General features: G+C 71.2%; 12 protein-coding genes. 9 read left to right on the forward strand and 3 right to left on the reverse strand.

What is annotated here, in order from left to right; genetic code table 11:
* Positions 1–350: 350 nt before the first annotated feature.
* The 8 genes from ABGB21_RS03215 (at position 351) to ABGB21_RS03250 (ending at position 13,704) form a co-directional block, all read left to right on the forward strand.
* A complete protein-coding gene (locus tag ABGB21_RS03215; RefSeq protein ID WP_347652842.1) occupies positions 351–707 on the forward strand; it encodes an STAS domain-containing protein in 357 nt (118 codons plus the stop codon).
* A gap of 16 nt (positions 708–723) precedes the next feature.
* Complete coding sequence (locus tag ABGB21_RS03220; RefSeq protein WP_347652841.1) at positions 724–1,161, forward strand: ATP-binding protein; 438 nt, start codon at positions 724–726, stop codon at positions 1,159–1,161.
* Positions 1,162–1,628: 467 nt separating this feature from the next.
* On the forward strand, positions 1,629–4,013 hold the full coding sequence (locus ABGB21_RS03225) for a sodium-translocating pyrophosphatase (protein ID WP_347652840.1): 2,385 nt from the start codon (positions 1,629–1,631) through the stop codon (positions 4,011–4,013).
* 243 nt (positions 4,014–4,256) lie between these two features.
* Positions 4,257–4,799, forward strand: a complete 543-nt coding sequence (locus tag ABGB21_RS03230) for a hypothetical protein (RefSeq protein WP_347652839.1) — start codon at positions 4,257–4,259, stop codon at positions 4,797–4,799.
* Positions 4,800–4,912: 113 nt separating this feature from the next.
* A complete protein-coding gene (locus tag ABGB21_RS03235) occupies positions 4,913–5,479 on the forward strand; it encodes a hypothetical protein (protein ID WP_347652871.1) in 567 nt (188 codons plus the stop codon).
* A 470-nt stretch (positions 5,480–5,949) separates the two neighbouring features.
* The gene (topA, locus tag ABGB21_RS03240) at positions 5,950–8,811 is read left to right on the forward strand and encodes a type I DNA topoisomerase (protein WP_347676268.1); all 2,862 of its coding nucleotides are present in this window, start codon (positions 5,950–5,952) and stop codon (positions 8,809–8,811) included.
* A 509-nt stretch (positions 8,812–9,320) separates the two neighbouring features.
* The gene (locus ABGB21_RS03245; RefSeq protein ID WP_347652837.1) at positions 9,321–10,229 is read left to right on the forward strand and encodes an NlpC/P60 family protein; all 909 of its coding nucleotides are present in this window, start codon (positions 9,321–9,323) and stop codon (positions 10,227–10,229) included.
* Between the two features lie 208 nt (positions 10,230–10,437).
* Positions 10,438–13,704, forward strand: a complete 3,267-nt coding sequence (locus ABGB21_RS03250) for a BTAD domain-containing putative transcriptional regulator (protein ID WP_347676381.1) — start codon at positions 10,438–10,440, stop codon at positions 13,702–13,704.
* Between the two features lie 35 nt (positions 13,705–13,739).
* Here ABGB21_RS03250 and ABGB21_RS03255 read toward each other — a convergent pair whose 3' ends face one another.
* Both ABGB21_RS03255 and ABGB21_RS03260 read right to left on the reverse strand, forming a co-directional pair.
* Positions 13,740–14,375 carry a GNAT family N-acetyltransferase gene (locus ABGB21_RS03255; RefSeq protein WP_347652835.1) on the reverse strand — a complete coding sequence of 212 codons (636 nt, stop codon included), beginning with the start codon at positions 14,373–14,375 and terminating at the stop codon, positions 13,740–13,742.
* A 122-nt stretch (positions 14,376–14,497) separates the two neighbouring features.
* On the reverse strand, positions 14,498–15,823 hold the full coding sequence (locus ABGB21_RS03260) for a D-arabinono-1,4-lactone oxidase (RefSeq protein ID WP_347652834.1): 1,326 nt from the start codon (positions 15,821–15,823) through the stop codon (positions 14,498–14,500).
* 197 nt (positions 15,824–16,020) lie between these two features.
* Here ABGB21_RS03260 and ABGB21_RS03265 point away from each other — a divergent pair, with 197 nt between their 5' ends.
* Complete coding sequence (locus ABGB21_RS03265; protein WP_347652833.1) at positions 16,021–16,665, forward strand: TetR family transcriptional regulator; 645 nt, start codon at positions 16,021–16,023, stop codon at positions 16,663–16,665.
* 38 nt (positions 16,666–16,703) lie between these two features.
* Here the strand turns inward: ABGB21_RS03265 and ABGB21_RS03270 are convergent, their stop codons facing one another.
* Complete coding sequence (locus tag ABGB21_RS03270; RefSeq protein ID WP_347676271.1) at positions 16,704–17,924, reverse strand: amino acid deaminase/aldolase; 1,221 nt, start codon at positions 17,922–17,924, stop codon at positions 16,704–16,706.
* Positions 17,925–17,957 lie beyond the last annotated feature (33 nt).

The raw sequence follows: 17,957 nt of genomic DNA on the forward strand, positions 1-17,957 counted from the left end.
CCCGCTGCCGGCCGGGCGGGGGCGGTCGCCACCCGGGCCTGCCGATACGCTTGCGGGGATCGTCACGTCCTGCACTCTCGCACTGTCGGCGGGGAACCGGAAAGCCGGGTGACGCGCGGCACGGCGGATCGACGAGTTCCGGTGACCTGGGGCACGGCTGGGGTGCGTACCCGGTTCAGCTGTCGGCGGAGGTGGCCGGCGGCGGTCGACGGTGTGGCGGTGCCGACCACGGTGTCGGGTCTGGGACAGCCCGGGGCTGGGTACCGGACGGTCGGGTCCGCCGCCGGTGCGCGACCCGCCCGTCGATGGTTAGATGCCCAGGAGCGTTCCTGGTGGTCAGAGGAGGACTGATGGAACTGTCGCTGACGACCCGCACCATGGGTGAGCACACGGTGCTGGATGTCGGCGGCGAGGTGGACGTCTACACCGCCCCCCGCCTGAGGGAACGGCTCGTCGAGCTGATCGACGGCGGGGCCCGCCGGGTCGTGGTGGACCTGGGGCGGGTGGACTTCCTCGACTCGACCGGCCTCGGCGTGCTGGTCGGCGCGCTCAAGCGACTGCGTACCGTCAGCGGCAGCTTCGGTCTGGTCTGCGACAAGGAGCCGCTACTCAAGATCTTCCGGATCACCGCGCTCGACCAGGTGTTCCCGATCCACCCCACGGTCGACGCCGCGATCGCCGCGGACGCCCCGGGCGCCGGTGCGTGATGGTGACGGTCGCCGCGTGATGTCGAAGGTCAAACTGTCGTTCACCCCGGCGCCGGTGCACGTGCGTACCGCCCGGCTGGTGGGGGTCGCGGTAGCCCGGCGGGCCGGGGTCGCGGAGGAACTTCTCGACGAGGTACGACTGGCCATCGGTGAGGCGTGCGCCCGGGCGGTCGCCCTGCACCGCCAGTACGGGCTGGACGACCTGGTGAAGGTCGAGATGTCGGACGGTCCGGCGTACACGGTCCGGGTGATCGACCGTGCGCCGATCGAGGCCGGCCTGGGCCTCGCGGCGCTGCCGCCGGACGAACTGGCCGACGAGTCGCTCACCGACGAGGCGTTGACCGTCGGGGTGGGCTTCGCCCTGCTCGCCGGCTTTGTCGAGGACCTGCAGGTGCGCCCGGTGGACGAGGGGATCGGCACCGAGGTCCGGATGGCCTGGCCCGTCGGCCGCTGACCCGGCCTGACCTGCGTCGACCTGGCCCGTCGGCCGCTGCCGTGACTCGCCCTGATGAGCCGCTGACCTGGTCACGGCCCGGCTGGTCGGCGGCTGTGTGGCCGGCCGGCCGACAGTTGTGGCCGTGTTGTTTCCCGGCCGATTCGTCGCCGGCCGGCGGCCGGACTCTGTTGCGGTACAACAGATCGAGGGTGCCCTGCGCCCCTCTAGCAGATTTCGTCCGCTAACACAGCGATGAAGATCATCATAACCGGGTGGGTCCTCTGTGTGACCTCCAACACGGCGGGCGACTAAAGTACCCGGGGTTATCAGCATGTGCGCTGGTCCCGCCCGTGCGGGGAGGTGGCCACCACCCGGCTCCGACCGTCCAGGGCCGACGGCGTACCTGCGAAGTCGCTCCACGCGTGGAGACGTCGGGCCGGTTCGTCCCCCGGCCCGGCGCGAGTGTTCGGTACAGGAGGACATAGATGTCCGTACTCTGGGCCGCCGACAACGGCGGGCTGTCCCTCGAAGGCGAGAACCTGTCGTACGTCGTCGTCGCCGCGGTCATCGCGTTGGTGGCGCTCGGCTTCGCCGGCGCCCTGACCAAGGCCGTGCTGTCGACCGGCAGGGGCACCACCAAAATGCAGCAGATCGCCGGTGCCGTCCAGGAGGGCGCCTCGGCCTATCTGCTCCGCCAGTTCAGAACCCTCGGCATATTTGTCGTACTCGCCGTGGTGCTGCTCTTCCTGCTGCCGGTGCACGACACCGACGGCAACGAGACGCTGGTGAAGATCGGCCGTTCCGCCTTCTTCGTGGTCGGTGCCGCGTTCAGCGCGTTCATCGGCGGCGCCGGCATGGCGCTGGCCACCCGGGCGAACCTGCGGGTCGCGGCGGCGGCCCGCGAGCATCAGGGAGGCCGGGAGGCGGCGATGCAGATCGCCTTCCGCACCGGTGGCGTCGTCGGCTTCCTCACCGTGGGCCTGGGCCTGGTCGGTGCGGCGGCGGTCGTGCTCATCTACCGGGGCGACGCGCCGACCGTGCTGGAGGGCTTCGGTTTCGGTGCCGCGCTGCTCGCCATGTTCATGCGGGTCGGCGGTGGCATCTTCACCAAGGCCGCGGACGTCGGAGCGGACCTGGTCGGCAAGGTCGAGCAGGGTATCCCCGAGGACGACCCGCGCAACGCGGCGACCATCGCCGACAATGTGGGCGACAACGTCGGTGACTGCGCCGGCATGGCGGCCGACCTCTTCGAGTCGTACGCCGTGACCCTGGTCGCCGCGCTGATCCTCGGCCGGGCCGCCTTCGGCGAACAGGGCCTGGTCTTCCCGCTGATCGTCTCGACGATCGGCGTGCTGATCGCCATCCTCGGGGTCTTCATCACCCGGCTGCGGGCCAACGACCGGTCCGGGATGAGCGCGATCAACCGGGCGTTCTACGCCTCGGCGGTGGTCTCGGCGATCCTGGTCGCGGTGATGTCCTACCTCTACCTGCCGGCGTCCTGGGCCGACCTGCTCGGCGCCGACTGGCGGGAGCGGCTCGGCCTGGCGGCCGGCGCGGCCGAGCCACTCGGCCCGCAGGTCGTCGCGATCGGCGCGGTCGTGATCGGCATCGTGCTGGCCGCCGCCATCCAGGCGCTGACCGGCTACTTCACCGAGACCAACCGGCGGCCGGTGCAGGACATCGGCAAGTCGTCGCTGACCGGCCCGGCCACCGTGGTCCTCGCCGGGATCAGCGTCGGCCTGGAGTCGGCGGTCTACTCCGCACTGCTGATCGGGGCCGGGGTCTTCGGCGCGTTCCTGCTCGGCGGCAGCTCGATCACCCTGTCGCTGTTCGCGGTCGCGCTCGCCGGCACGGGTCTGCTCACCACCGTCGGCGTGATCGTCGCGATGGACACCTTCGGGCCGATCTCCGACAACGCGCAGGGCATCGCCGAGATGTCCGGCGACATCGACGAGCAGGGCGCGCGGACCCTCACCGAACTGGACGCGGTCGGTAACACCACCAAGGCGATCACCAAGGGCATCGCGATCGCCACGGCGGTGCTCGCCGCGACCGCGCTCTTCGGGTCGTACACCGACACGCTCGGCACGGCGCTGGCCGACGCGGGTTCCACCCTCTCCATCGACGGGCTGCTCAACGTCGCCAACCCGCGTAACCTGGTCGGCCTGATCGTCGGCGCGGCGGTGGTGTTCCTCTTCTCCGGTCTGGCCATCAACGCGGTCTCCCGCTCGGCCGGTGCCGTGGTGATGGAGGTACGCCGGCAGTTCCGTGAGCTGCCCGGGATCATGGACGGCAGCCAGCGGCCGGAGTACGGCAAGGTCGTCGACATCTGCACCCGGGACGCGCAGCGGGAGCTGATGACCCCTGGTCTGCTCGCCATCATGGCGCCGATCGCGGTCGGGTTCGGACTCGGCCCGGGCGCGCTGGCCGCGTACCTGGCCGGGGCGATCGGTGCCGGCACCCTGATGGCGGTCTTCCTGGCCAACTCCGGTGGTGCCTGGGACAACGCCAAGAAGCTCGTCGAGGACGGCGCGTTCGGCGGCAAGGGCTCGGACGCGCACGCGGCCACGGTGATCGGTGACACCGTCGGTGACCCGTTCAAGGACACCGCCGGTCCGGCGATCAACCCGCTGATCAAGGTGATGAACCTGGTCTCGCTGCTCATCGCGCCGGCCGTCGTCGCGTGGAGCGTGGGCGACAGCCAGAACGACCCGCTGCGGATCGCGGTCGCCGTGGTGGCGGCCCTGGTCATCGTCGTGGCGGTGCTGTTCAGCAAGCGCAAGCCGGTGGCCATGTCGGAGTCCGGATCGGACCCGGACGGGACCGCCGGTGGCAGCGCCACCAAGGAGCCGCAGACGGTCGAGGCCTGAGCGGCAACCCTGCCCGGTAACCACGGACCTGGTCCGGCACCTGTGGAGGTGCCGGACCAGGTCCGTTTCCGGTGCGTCCCGGGTGTGGGGCGGGGAGGAGCCCGGCGGGGGGTCGGTTCCATGCTGGTTTGGCCGGCTCTGTGGTTGATCGGGAGCACGGTCGGCGGACCAGAAGTACGGCGGCCGGACGGCCCGGCGAGCTGCCTCCGCACGAAGGCCGGCGGAAGCCGTACGCTGCAACGCATGCGTACGCCCCGCGCGGCAGCCGCCGGACGCTTCACGGTGGTCCTGTGCACGATCGCCCTACTCGTCGGGGCCTGCGCCGGGGGACCGACCCCACAGGTCTGGGCGGCGGCGGTCTGCAAGGCGTTGGCCCCGTGGCGTGCCGAGATCGACAGCCTGACCCGGAGCACCCAGCAGCAGATGACCGCACAGACCAGCCCGGCGCAGGCGAAGGAGAACCTGGTCCGACTGTTGCGTGGTGCGGAGAAGGCGAGCGAGACCGCCCGGAAGAGGGTGGAGGATGCCGGCGTACCGGACACCGACAAGGGTGCGGCGGTCTCCCAGGGTTTCCTCGCGTCGCTGACCGCGGTCCGCGACGCCTACGGCAAGGCGAGCATCTCGATCGAGAAGCTCGACACCGCGCGGGCCAGCGAGTTCTACCAGGGCGTCCGGGCCGCCGTCGACACCCTCAACAAGGAGTACGACGCCAGCTCGCTGGACACCACCGAACTGGACTCGGTGGAGCTGCAGCAGGCCTTCGACGAGGTTCCGGAGTGTCGCTGACCCCGCCGCACGAGCCGGACCGGCGGGTGGCGGATGGACAGTCCGCCGCCGAGCCGCCGGACCAGGGGACAGCCGGCGGTCAGCCGGACCAGTGGCCCGCCCGACAGCTTTCCCTGTTCGGCGTCGAGGCCACCGAGCCGTCGCCCGGCGATCTCGCCGGTCTGCTCGCCGGTCCGGGTGAGGTGGTCCGGATGGGCGGTACCGCTCGGGTGTCGATCGTGGTGGACGCGGCCTGGCGGGTGCACGTACTGGTCGCGGAGCTGGCCCGGCGTGGCCTGAAGGCCAGCTGGATCGGACGGGTTGAGGAGCAGCACGGGGTGCGGACCTCGTACACCAACCGGCTCGCCCCGCTGGCCACGAGCTGGTTGCGGGGCACGCTGAAACGTCCACCGCCGGGTTTTTTCCTGACCGGCCCTCGGCTGCGGCTCTGGGCGGCGGCGGCCGGCCAGCCGGAGCAGGTCGGGTTCCTGCTCCGACTCGGTGCCGCCGACGAGGGCTGCTGGGAGCCGGTCGGGGCGGCCCTGGCGGCGATCGGGCTGCCGGCGGTACTGCTCGACCCGGGGGCGGGCGGTCCGGCGTACCGGATCACCGGACGGCGCCGGCTGGCCCGGCTGGCCGAACTGGTCGGCGACCGCCCGCCGGCCGCCCCGCCCGACCGGTGGCCGGGCGCGCCGGGTTGACGTCACCGGACCGGCGGCCGACCGGCGGGCCCGACCGCCGGGGTGGCCGGTTGACGGTGCCGGCGGGGCCGTTCGGCGGGGGAGGCGGTGCCGGCGGTCGATACCCGGTCGACCGGTTGGCGGAGTCGACGTACGCTGGGATCGACGGCTGTCGTATCCCGGACAACGGATGTCAGATTTGTTCGCTTCCGCCTGTTGTGAGCGTGCTGTCGCAGGCGGGATCCATCCGGTTGGCCACGCGGGAATCAACCGTGGGTGTACGGTGTCGCCGTCCGGCATGACCGTGCGCCCGGCGTTGTCGCGTCCGAGGTCACCGCAGCGTAGCGGGGCGATTCGGCGCCCGCGCAACCCTGGGGTCGGGGAGCGCGTTACGTTGGACGTCCGGCCACCGACGGGTGGATCCGGCGCCGGGGCGAGTGCGGACAGGGCGGTCTGTGGCGCGGAGATCGTGAGTGAGGGCAGGGGACGAAGTGCCGAGTAACGCCAGGAGTACCCGTCTGGTCATCGTCGAGTCACCGGCGAAGGCCAAGACGATCTCGGGCTATCTCGGCCCGGGATACGTCGTGGAGGCGAGCCTGGGTCACGTCCGTGACCTGCCGCGCAACGCCGACGACGTGCCGGCGAAGTACAAGGGCGAGTCGTGGGCGCGGCTGGGTGTCGACGTCGACAACGGCTTCGCCGCCCTCTACGTCGTCTCACCCGACCGCAGGCAGCAGATCAGCAAGCTGACCAAGCTGGCCAAGGAGGTCGACGAGGTCTTCCTCGCCACCGACGAGGACCGGGAGGGCGAGGCGATCGCCTGGCACCTGGTCGAGACGCTGAAGCCCCGGGTTCCGGTCAAGCGGATGGTCTTCCACGAGATCACCCGGCAGGCGATCCAGGCGGCGGTGGCGAATCCCCGGGAGATCGACCGCGACCTGGTCGACGCCCAGGAGGCCCGGCGGATCCTGGACCGGCTCTACGGCTACGAGGTCTCCCCGGTGCTGTGGCGCAAGGTCCGGTCCGGCCTCTCCGCCGGCCGGGTCCAGTCGGTGGCGACCCGGATCGTCGTCGAGCGTGAGCGGCAGCGGATGGCGTTCCGCACCGCCGAGTACTGGGACATCCTGGCCACCCTGTCGGTGCGTAACGGCGGCGACGGACCGCGTACCTTCGGCGCCACCCTGATCGCGCTGAACGGCGACCGGATCGCCACCGGTCGCGACTTCGAGCCCACCACCGGCCGGGTGCGGCCCGAAGCCGGGGTCATGCACCTCGACGCGGACGGCGCGCGAGGACTGGCCGCCCGGCTCGACGGGCGGCCCTTCACCGTCACCCGGGTCGACGAGAAGCCGTACCGGCGTCGGCCGTACGCGCCGTTCATCACCTCCACCCTGCAGCAGGAGGCGGCCCGCAAGCTCCGCTTCTCGTCCCAGCAGACGATGCGTACCGCGCAGCGGCTGTACGAGAACGGCTACATCACCTATATGCGTACCGACTCGGTGAACCTCTCCGAGACGGCGATCGCCGCCGCCCGCCGCCAGATCGCCGAACTGTACGGCGAGCGCAACGTGCCGCCGGAGCCCCGCCGCTACACCGGCAAGGTCAAGAACGCCCAGGAGGCACACGAGGCGATCCGACCGGCCGGCGACAACTTCCGCACCCCGGGCGAGGTGGCGAACGAGCTCTCCGCCGAGGAGTTCAAGCTCTACGAACTGATCTGGCGCCGGACCATCGCCTCCCAGATGACCGACGCGGTCGGCTCCAGCGTCTCGGTCCGGATCCGGGCGGTCTCCAGCGCCGGCGAGGAGGCCGACTTCGGCGCCACCGGCAAGACCATCACCGAGCCGGGCTTCCTGCGGGCGTACGTCGAGTCCTCCGACGACGAGAACGCCGAGGCCGAGGACGCCGAGCGGCGACTGCCGAACCTGGTCAAGGACCAGCCGCTGACCGCCGACGAACTCGCCGCCCAGGAGCACCACACCCAGCCGCCGTCCCGCTACACCGAGGCGTCGCTGGTCAAGGCGCTGGAGGAACTCGGCATCGGCCGGCCGTCGACGTACGCGTCGATCATGCAGACCATCCAGGAACGGGGGTACGTCTCCAAGCGCGGCCAGGCGCTGGTCCCGTCCCTCCTCGCCTTCGCCGTGGTCGGCCTGCTCGAACGGCACTACCCGAGGCTGGTCGACTACAACTTCACCGCGGCGATGGAGAACGAGCTGGACGAGATCGCCGGTGGTGACCACGCCGCGGTCGACTTCCTCACCGCGTTCTACTTCGGCAGCGGGGACGGCGGCGACCAGTCGATCGCCCGGGCCGGCGGCCTGAAGAAGATGGTCACCGAGAACCTCAGCGAGATCGACGCGCGCAGCGTCAACTCGATCCCGCTCTTCGTCGACGACGAGGGGCGCGCGGTCGTGGCCCGGGTCGGCCGGTACGGGCCGTACCTGGAGCGGCACCTGCCCGGTGCCGAGCCGACCCCGCACGCCGAGGGTGAGGACGGCGGCGGGCACGGGGACCGGGCCACCATCCCGGACGGGGTCGCCCCGGACGAGCTGACCCCGGAGAAGGTGCACGAACTCTTCCTCGGCGGTGGTGGCGAGCGCAAGCTCGGCGAACATCCGGAGACCGGCGAGCCGATCGTGCTCAAGTCCGGCCGCTTCGGCCCGTACGTCTCCAGTGGCGAGCGGACCTCGTCGCTGCTGCGTACGCAGTCGCCGGAGACGCTGACCATGGCGGACGCGTTGAAGCTGCTCTCCCTGCCCCGGGTGGTCGGTACCGATCCGGAGGGTGCCGAGATCGTCGCCAACAACGGCCGCTACGGCCCGTACGTGAAGCGGGGTGACGACTTTCGCTCCCTGGAGTCCGAGGACCAGCTTTTCACCGTCACCCTCGACCAGGCGCTCGCCCTGCTGGCGGCCCCGAAGACCCGGCAGCGCCGGGCCGCCGCGCCGCCGCTGCGCGAGATGGGGCCGGACCCGCTGACCGAGAAGCCGCTGGTGATCAAAGATGGCCGGTTCGGGCCGTATGTCACCGACGGTGAGGTCAACGCGTCGCTGCGGCGCGGCCAGACTCCCGAGGCGCTGACCCTGGAGGAGGCCTCGGAGATGCTGGCCGAGAAGCGCGCCAAGGGGCCGTCGCCGCGGAAGAAGGCAACCAAGAAGGCGGCCGCGAAGAAGGCTGCCGCGGGGGCCGAGGCGGGTACGACCGCGGCGAAGAAGACGACGGCGAAAAAGGCCACGACGGCGAAAAAGGCCACGGCGGCGAAGAAGACCGCTGCGAAGAAGGCTCCGCCGAAGAAGGCGGCGCCGAGGAAGGCGGCCGCGGGGACGGGGGCGGCGGAGGATTCCGCCTGACGCCTGCGGTTGGTGGTGGCCGTGGCGGCGAAGCCGTCGCAGGTTCTGACCAGGACTTCACGCATCATCCCGGCGTGTGCCGAGGGTGCCTCGAAGGTCAACGTGGCGGCGGGGTCCGGTGTCTGGCCGTCCACCGCGACGCGGCCCCGGGACCCGCCCCGGCCGGCTGACCGCGTAGCGGTGGCGGTTTCCGAGTCGCGCCTGGTCCGCCTGATCGACGAGTAGCGGCCGGGCCCCCGGAACTGGGCCCAGGTGGCGCACCGGGCGCAGGCCCGTGCTGACGTCAGCTCCCACCAGCGTCCGTACTCGGTCCGCGTCCAGCCCGGGGCGGCGGGCGGTACGGGTGACGTACGGGCAGCGCCGCGCCAGTGTCGATTCCTACCGTTCCCACCAAGCCGCCGTGGACGTGCGGCAACGCCTGACTCCGATTCCCCGACGGCTTGTCGAAAACGACAGGACGCCGGGGTTGCGAATCTCGCCGATCCCACCGTGGAAGGGAGATCTCACGTATGCAGAGGAAAGCCGGGAAACCCCGCCTCACGACGTTGGTCGCGACTCTCACCGTCGCGGTCTCCGGTGCCGTCTTCGTGGCCGCGCCCTCGGCGTCGGCCGACGGTCTGACCAACCCGAGCGGCACGCTCACCGTCTCCTGCCCGGGCGCCGAGGCCTTCATCCAGGTCGACTGGAAAGCCGGGGACAGGGTGACCGTTCGCTGGCGTGTCGACGACACCGGTACGGCGACCAACATCTCTCCGGTGCTGCGGATCCAGGCCCACTCCGCCGACCACAGCGCGGCGCCCTTCATCTTCCCCAGCGGCGACGCCTACTTCGTCCTCAGGGGCGGCAACGGCCACCACGAGGTCGGCCTCAGGTCCGACTGGAACCCTGACAGCATTCCCAACATCAATCACCTGAAGGTGCGGGTCCAGAACGGGACGACCGAGCAGGGAACCTCCTGCTACCAGGAGAGGAACATCTTCAACTGGAGCATGATCGGCCACAAGAACGCCATGGCCAAGCGCGGTGTGGCCTATCGAACCGGAGGAGTGGGAACTCCGGAGCACCCGGGCTACGACTGCTCGGGCCTGGTCTACGCCTCCTACAATCCGATCGGCAACTTTCCCGGCTGGCCGGTCCGCCGCGCCGTCGACATGTGGAACTGGGCCAAGGACAACCAGTCTCCGGGGAAGTTCTACGCCAAGTCGGTCGACTACTCGGACCTGAAGGTCGGTGACCTGATCTTCTACAAGACGACCAGCGAAGCCGTCGGCCACGTCGCCTTCTGGGAGGGCGACGGCCAGATCCTCGACGCGCTCGAACCGGGCACCACCGTCAGCGTCCATTCCGAAGGCAGCCTCCGCAACGTCCGCGTCGCGGCGTTCCGCATCCTCGGTGTCTCGACCGTCGCCAACGGATGACCGTCGCCCCTGGGTGTCCTGGCCGCGCCCGGGACGCCCAGGAGCCGCCGCCGCACGACGGCTGACCGGCCCAGCGCCGGCTCTGTGGAACCTCGGCCCCGGCGTGCTCCAGCCAGCACTCCGGGGCCGCTGGCGTCTTCCTGGCCTAGGATCATCTGGTGCTCCGAAGACCGCGGATCATCAGTCTGGTCACTCGGCGCGGGTACGAGTGACGGCGACGAGCTTCGGCGGGCTGCTTCGCGCCCATCGCCGCCGTACCGGAATGACACAACAGGAACTCGCCGCGCGGGCGGGCGTGAGCACGGGCGCGATCCGCGATCTGGAACAGGGCAGGACGAGAAGTCCGAAATGGGGCTCGGTCCAGGCCATCGCCACCGCACTCGGGCTGAGCGCGCGTGACGTCGGACAACTTCACGCCACCGCCGAGGCCCAACGCGTACACCGCGCCGAAGCTGGTCCGGTCCGTGCGGGCCCGCTGCGCATCCGGGTGCTCGGTCCGGTCGAAGTCTGGCACGGCGATGTCCAGGCATCCCTCGGCTCCGACCGGCAACGCACGCTGCTCGCGCGGCTCGCACTCGGCGCCGGCGCGGCGGCCGGCCAGGACGAACTCGTCGCACTTCTGTGGCAGCACGGCGAAGCCCAGAACGCGGTGAGCCTGCTCCACACGCACGTCGCCAGGTTGCGCCGGCTGCTGGACTCCGACGGACGGACCGGCAGCGTGCTTGTCGGCGGTCAGGCCGGGTACCGGCTCGTGGTCAGCGCCGATCATCTGGACCTACTGACGTTCCGCGAACTCGTCGCGCGAGCGGCGTACGACGCGCCGGAGGCGGCGTTGACCCGGCTTGCCGAGGCCGTCGCGCTGTGGCGCGGTGAGATCGACGCGGAGCGGGTGGTGTTGAGCCCGCTCTACACCGCGGTAGCCGCCGAGTACACCAACGCGGTCCGGACGTTCGCCACGCTGGCGCGCGATCTCGGCAGGCCGGAACGGGCACTGACACCGTTGCGGGAACTCGCGGATCGGCACGAGCTGGACGAGCCGCTGCACGTCGAGCTGATCCTGACCCTGGCCGCGAGCGGCCGGCAGGCAGAAGCACTCGCGGCGTACGACCGGATCCGGTCCACACTCGCCGACCAACTCGGCATCGATCCTGGAGAGCGGCTGCGGTCCGCCCAGCTCGCGGTGCTTCGGCAGCAGGAACGACAGGCCCGCCGGACCACGGGGCGGATCGCAATCCACCAGGCACCCGCCCCGCCGCCGGACTTTGTCGGCAGGGCGGACGAGATGGACAGCATCGAGACAGCGCTGGTCAGAAGCGGTCAGCAGTCCGGACCGGCCTCGTCCCGAATCGTCCTGATCAACGGAATCGCCGGGGTTGGTAAGACCGCTCTCGCGCTTGCCGCCGCCGACCGGTTGCGCGCGAGGTATCCGGACGGTCAGCTCTACGCCGACCTGCACGGTGCCGCCGCGACCGCGTCGAAGCCGATGCAGGTGCTCGGCCGGTTTCTGCGCGCGCTCGGCGTGCCGGGCCGGCGGATCGGGACCGACGACGTCGAGGCGGCCGCACTGTTCCGCAGCGAGCTCGCCGACCGGCGGATGCTGGTGTTACTGGACAACGCTCATGACGCCGACCAGATCCGGCCGCTGCTGCCGGGTGCGGGCCACAGTGACGTGATCGTGACCAGCCGACGGCGGATGCCCGGCCTCGCCGGGGCGAAGGTTGTTGACCTCGAACCGCTCGACGCGGAGGAGGCGATCACCCTGATCGCCGCGACCGCAGGGGCGCACCGGACCGACGCCGATCCCGCTGCGGCGCGTGCCCTCGCCGAGGCGTGCGCACGGCTGCCGCTCGCGCTGCGTATCGCGAGCGCGCGGCTCGCCACCCGGCAGGCGTGGGCCATCGGCGACCTCACCCGCCGACTGCACGACGACAACCGCAGACTCAGCGAGCTGTCCACCGGTGACTCGAGCGTGCTCAGCAGCTTCCAGCTCAGCTATGCCGACCTGAGTGCCGCGGCCCAGCGCGCGTTCCGGCTGTGCAGCCTGCATCCCGGTGACGATTTCGGCGCCGACGGCACCGCCGTCCTGCTGGGGATGCCGCCGGACGAGGCCGATCGCGTGCTGGAGGACCTGCTTGAGGCGAACATGCTGATGCAGTACGCGACGGACCGCTACCGGTACCACGACCTGCTCGGCCTGTACGCCCGACAGCTACTCGCCCAGGACACCGAGCGCGAAACCGCGCGCTCGCGGCTGTACAGCTGGTACGCCGAGGCGGTGACCGCCGCGATGGAGTGGGTGTACCCGCAGCTCGTGCGACTCGAGACGCATGCCGGGCGGGACGGGTTCTTCGCGTCCGGGAGCGATGCGCTCGCCTGGCTGGACGTCGAGCTGCCCGCGTTGGTCGCCGTCGTCAGGCAGACGGCCAAGTCCGCCGACCCGGCGCTGTCCTGGCGGATCACCGACCAGCTCCGCGGCTACTTCCTGGTCCGCCGGCATGTTGATGGCTGGCTACCCCTGGCGCAGGTGGGTCTGGACGCGGCCGTCAGGGCGGGCGACGACGTCGCGCGGACCGCGATGTTGATCAGCCGTGGCCAGGCGCTGTGGTCGGTCGGCCGGGACGAGGAGGCGCTGTCCGACTGCCTCGCCGGCGAGCGGTCCGCGGTCACCATCGGCTGGACGACGGCCGCCGCGTACCTGTCTCACCACATCGGGTGGCACCATCTGGAGCAGGGCAAGCTCGCCGACGCGGACCAGTGGCTGCGCCGCGCGCTCGACCTGACCGAGGACGACCAGCTCGGCCACGTGCGGGCGGTCGCGCTCAACGGACTCGGGGTGATGCGGTTGTGCCAGGGCGAGCTGCGGGACGCCGCCGAGCTGCTCAACGCGGCGCTGGAGATAAACGAGGCAACCAGCCGGGAGACCTCGGCACTGGCCAATCAGGGCAATCTGGCGAGTGCGCTACGTCAGCTTGGCGCGGAGGCGCGCGCCTCCGAACTGCTCACCAAGGCACTCGCGGGTTACCGGAAGGGGGCGAACCTGCGCGGAGAGCTGTCTACCCTGGATGAGTTGAGCCAGCTGCACAGACAGCGTGGAGACGCCACCGGGGCGCTGGAGGTGGCGAGGCGAGCGCACGACATCGCCGTCGCGGTCCACGACCGGAAGGCCACCGCCCAGACCGCGGCCACCGCGGCACAGGCGTATCTCGCGCTCGGCGACGCGACGACCGCAACCCGGTGGTTCGAGGACTCCGTGCGGATCGCGCACAACACCTACCCGTTTGTCGAGGCACGGGCCTTGGTCGGCCTCGCCGCCGCCCGGCTCTCCGCCGGTGACCCTGCATCGGCGAGCCGCACCGCTGAACAGGCCGTGGCGATCGCCGGGTCCTGTGGCTTCCGGCTGCTCGAAGAGCGGGCGTTGGCCGCGCTGCGCGCATCGACGGGACAGGGAGGCCCACCACCACGACCGCACCGGTAGCGGTGGTGGCGGTCGGGGCACGGCCGGGTGGTCCGTCAGGCGTCGGCCGTCGGCCTGGGGCGGCGGAAGCCGTACGTCTGGTAGCGCGGCTGGAAGCCGAGTGAGGTGTAGAGCCGGTGCGCCGGCAGGTTGTCCGCGTTGTAGTGGACGCTGACCGTACGCATGCCGGCCGCCCGCATCCCGTGCATCGCTACCAGCATCGCGGCCCGGGCCAGTCCGCGTCGGTGGACGTCGGGGTGGGTGCCGACCGGCTCGAAGTGGCCGAGCCGGTTGTGGTCGTCCAGCCAGTGGACGGTGAAGGCGGCGATCCGACCGTCCGGGGCCTCGACCACGATCTCCCGCTCCGGGTCATACCCGGGTTTGGTCATCACCGCCGACCGGTACAGCTCACCGGTCCAGTCGGTGTCGAAGCAGCGGTTGCGGGCCTCGGCGAGCTGGTCGGCGTCGGTGGGCCGGGCTGGGCGGACCACGAAGCCGTCGGGCACGGTCGGCTCGGGTAGCGGGGCGCCGAGGTCGCGCTCGGTGACGTTGTCCCAGGTACGGAACTGGGTGAAGCCGAGTTCGGTGAGCAGGCGGATCCGGGTGACGTCCCGGTCGTACACGTCGGTGAGGACGTACTCCTCGGTGTCGGCGAGGTGCCGGGCGGTCGTCTCGTACGCGACCCGGAGCATCTCGTGTTCGGTGGGGCCGCCCCGTAGGTCGGGGGCGGTGAAGACGTCGAACGCCGCACCGAACCGCAGGTTGATGGCGAGGCCGACGACCGTGCCGGTCAGCTCCCAGACCTGGACCGGGGTCAGTGGCCGAGGACCTGCTCGGTGTAGGAGTTGGCGAAGACCCGGTCCGGGTCGAGCCGGTCGCGGACCGCCAGGAAGTCGGCGAACCGGGGGTACGCCGGAGCGAGCGACGTCGCGTCCCGGTAGTGCAGCTTGCCCCAGTGCGGTCGACCGCTGAGCGCCGCCGCGACCTGCTCGAAGGCCCGGAAGTACGGCTCGGCGGGCATGCCGGCGTACTGGTGGATCGCGAGGTACGCCGACTCGCGTCCGTAGCCGTGGGAGAGCCAGATGTCGTCCGGGGCGGTGAACCGGACCTCGACCGGGAAGAGGACCTTGAACGGGAGGTCGTCGACGATCCGGCGCAGTCCGGCGAGCGCCTCGGGGAGGGCGGCCCGGGGCAGGGCGTACTCCATCTCCTCGAAGCGGACCCGGCGCGGGGTGCAGAAGACCCGGTCGGAGCGGGCGGTGTAGGTGCGGGCGGTGAGCGCCCGGGCGGAGACCGCGTGGATGGTCGGGACCAGGGCGGGGGCGGCCCGGCCGAGCCGGCAGGCGCCGGCGAAGACCGAGTTGGCGAGGAACTCGTCGTCGAGCCAGCCCCGGAACCGGGGCAGTGGCCGGTCGTCGGTCGGCACCCGATTGTTGATCTTTACCTGGACCCGGTCGGTGTACGGGAACCAGTAGAACTCGAAGTGGTCGTTGTCGCCGATCAGGGTGGGCAGTTCGGCGAGGGTGGCGGCGAGTGGGGCGGGGCGTTCCTCGGCCCGGAGCACAAAGGCGTCGACGCAGCGGAGGGTGACCTCGACGATGACCCCGAGGGCGCCGAGGCCGACCCGGGCGGCGGCGAAGATCTCCGGTTCCACCTCTTCGGAGCAGGTCAGCAGCTCACCGGTGCCGGTGACCAGGGTGAGCCCGGCGACGAAGGTACTCAGGCAGCCGTAGTCGGCCCCGGTCCCGTGGGTGCCGGTGGAGATCGCCCCCGCGATCGTCTGTACGTCGATGTCGCCGAGGTTGGCCAACGCGAGTCCGTGTTCGGCGAGCAGGGTGTTGAGGGTGTGCAGCGGCATGCCGGCGGGCACGGTGACGAGGCGCCGCTCGGTGTCGACGTGGACCGGGCCGGTCAGGGTGGCGAGGTCGAGCCACTGGTCGTCGGCGCGGGCGACGGCGGTGAACGAGTGTCCGCTGCCGACCGGCTTGACCCGGCGTCCGGCGGAGCGGGCGGTTCGGACGGTCTCGACGACCTCGTCCACCGTCGACGGTCGGCGCGCCTCGCCGGTACTGCGCTGGTTGCCGGCCCAGTTGGACCAGACGGCCGGGGTGGTGCCGGAGGGGGTGGTACGGCCGCGCATCTGACCTCCCCGGACATGGCAACCGGTGCCATGGACGAATGTGAATTACTCTCGTGTCATGTGGTGGGTGGGAGTGAGTAAATCAGGATCGTCACGGCGAGTAAATACCACATTTCGCCTGGCTCGTTAGTCCCGGTAGCGTTTCGAAAACCGCGACGCCTAGCAACCTTCATCCCGTCGAAAGGGAGTGGCGACGAGTGTCCACGTCAACCGCCACATCCGGTCCACTGCGCCGCGTACCGGTGCAGGGCCGTAGCGTCGCCCGGGTACAGCGCATGCTCGACGCCTGCGCCGAGATAGTCGACGAGGTCGGCTATGAGGGGCTGACCACCACGCTGCTCGCCGAGCGGGCCGGAGTGGCCATCGGGTCGGTCTACCAGTTCTTCCCGGACAAGCGAGCAATCGTGCAGGCGTTGACCCTGCGTAACATGGAGGCGTACCTGGAGCGGCTGGCCGACCGGTTCTCCCGGGGAGACCTGACCCACTGGTGGGACGGTGTCGACGCCGCGATCGACGAGTACATCACCATGCACCGGGAGGTTCCCGGGTTCCGTACCCTGCACTTCGGTGACGTGGTCGACGTCCACCTGCTGGACGAGGACCGCGACAACAACGGAGTCATCGCCGAGCAGTTGGCCCGGGTGCTGGTCGAGCAGTTCGGCACCACGGACGCGCCCCGGCTGCGTTTCGCGCTGGAGATCGCGGTGGAGGCCGCCGACGCGCTGATCAAGCTGGCGTTCCGCCGCGCCCCCGACGGCGACGAGCTGGTGCTGGCCGAGGCGACCGCGCTGATCCGGGAGTACCTGCACCGGCACGTCGACGCGGCACCGTCCGCCGGCTGAGGCCGTCCGGCGGCCGGTCGGGGGCGTCCGGTGGTCGGTCAGAGGAAGGTGCGGCGCTCGCCGCGGTACGTCGGCACGCTGCCGACCACCCGGTCTCCCTCGACCAGGTGGAGTTCGGCGACCCGTTCGGCCAACTCGCCGGCCTTGGCGTGCCGGAACCAGACCCGGTCACCGACCCGCAACGCGTCCGCGCTGGTCCCGGTCACCGGGGTCTGCACCTCGCCGGCGCCCTCGGTGCCGGTCAACCGCAATCCGGCCGGCAGCCACGGCACCGGCAGCCGGTTGCGGTCGGCGATTCCGGAGGCGATCCAGCCGCCGCCGAGCAGGGTCGCGACGTCGCGGCCGGGCCGGCGGACCACGGAGAGCGCGAAGAAGGCGGCGGGGGTGGGTCGCCAGGCGCGGTAGGCGTCGAAGAGTGTCGGACCGTACAGGCCCGATCCGGCGGTGAGTTCGGTCACCGCCGGATCGGCCGTGGTCAGGGCGATACTGCCGGTGCCGCCGCCGTTGACGAACTCGAGTTCGGCGTGCTCGCGCACGGCGGTCACCGCCGCCGCGCGCCGGTGCAGCAGTTCCCGGTACGACCGGCGCTGCAGCAACCGGATCGTCGCCCCGCGCATCGCCTGCCCGGGCGGGGCGTCACCGAGCCCGGCGATGTGGCCCTCGTACGACATCACGCCGACCAGGCGGAAGCCCGGCCGGCCGGCGATGGCGGCGGCGAGGGCGCCGGCGTCGGCGGCCGAGTGCACCGGTGACCGGCGGGTCCCGACGTGCACCCGGGCGCCGAGGCGACCGGGCAGCGGGCGCCAGGACGCGTCCAGTTCGAGGCAGATCCGCAGGTCGGCCCGCTGACCGGGCGCGGCGACCGCGTCGATCAGGTCGAGTTGGTCGGTGCTGTCCACCATGAGGCAGATCGCGGCGGCGAGGTCCGGGTCGGCGGCGAGTTGGGCCAGCGCCGCCCGGTCGGCGGTCGGATATCCCACCAGGGCGTCGCCGGTGACCCCGCTGTGGACCAGCCAGATCGCCTCGCCAAGGGTGTACGCCATCACCCCCTGCCAGCCGGGCCGGCGCAGCGCCCGGTCGAGCAGCGGGCGGCAGCGCAGCGACTTGCTGGCGATCCGGATCGGTTTGCCGCCGGCCCGGCCGGTCAGCGCGCTGGCGTTGGCGTCGAACGCGGTGAGGTCGACCACGGCGAGGGGTGGTTCGAGGTGCGCCGTCGCCCGGTCCAGGCGTTGACGCAGCGTGTCGCGTTCGGTGGCCATTCGAGCACGGTAGCCCTCCTGACCGTAATGCGA

Origin of the sequence: Plantactinospora sp. B24E8 (assembly GCF_039871735.1) — a bacterium.
Classification (GTDB): Bacteria; Actinomycetota; Actinomycetes; order Mycobacteriales; family Micromonosporaceae; genus Plantactinospora.

Excerpts from the sequence above, each read along its gene's own strand:
- ABGB21_RS03255 (WP_347652835.1), bottom strand. The coding sequence starts at position 14,375 with ATGCTCCGGGTCGCGTACGAGACGACCGCCCGGCACCTCGCCGACACC.
- ABGB21_RS03245 (WP_347652837.1), top strand. The coding sequence starts at position 9,321 with ATGCAGAGGAAAGCCGGGAAACCCCGCCTCACGACGTTGGTCGCGACT.
- ABGB21_RS03230 (WP_347652839.1), top strand. The coding sequence starts at position 4,257 with ATGCGTACGCCCCGCGCGGCAGCCGCCGGACGCTTCACGGTGGTCCTG.
- ABGB21_RS03215 (WP_347652842.1), top strand. The coding sequence starts at position 351 with ATGGAACTGTCGCTGACGACCCGCACCATGGGTGAGCACACGGTGCTG.
- ABGB21_RS03260 (WP_347652834.1), bottom strand. The coding sequence starts at position 15,823 with ATGCGCGGCCGTACCACCCCCTCCGGCACCACCCCGGCCGTCTGGTCC.
- ABGB21_RS03270 (WP_347676271.1), bottom strand. The coding sequence starts at position 17,924 with ATGGCCACCGAACGCGACACGCTGCGTCAACGCCTGGACCGGGCGACG.
- ABGB21_RS03225 (WP_347652840.1), top strand. The coding sequence starts at position 1,629 with ATGTCCGTACTCTGGGCCGCCGACAACGGCGGGCTGTCCCTCGAAGGC.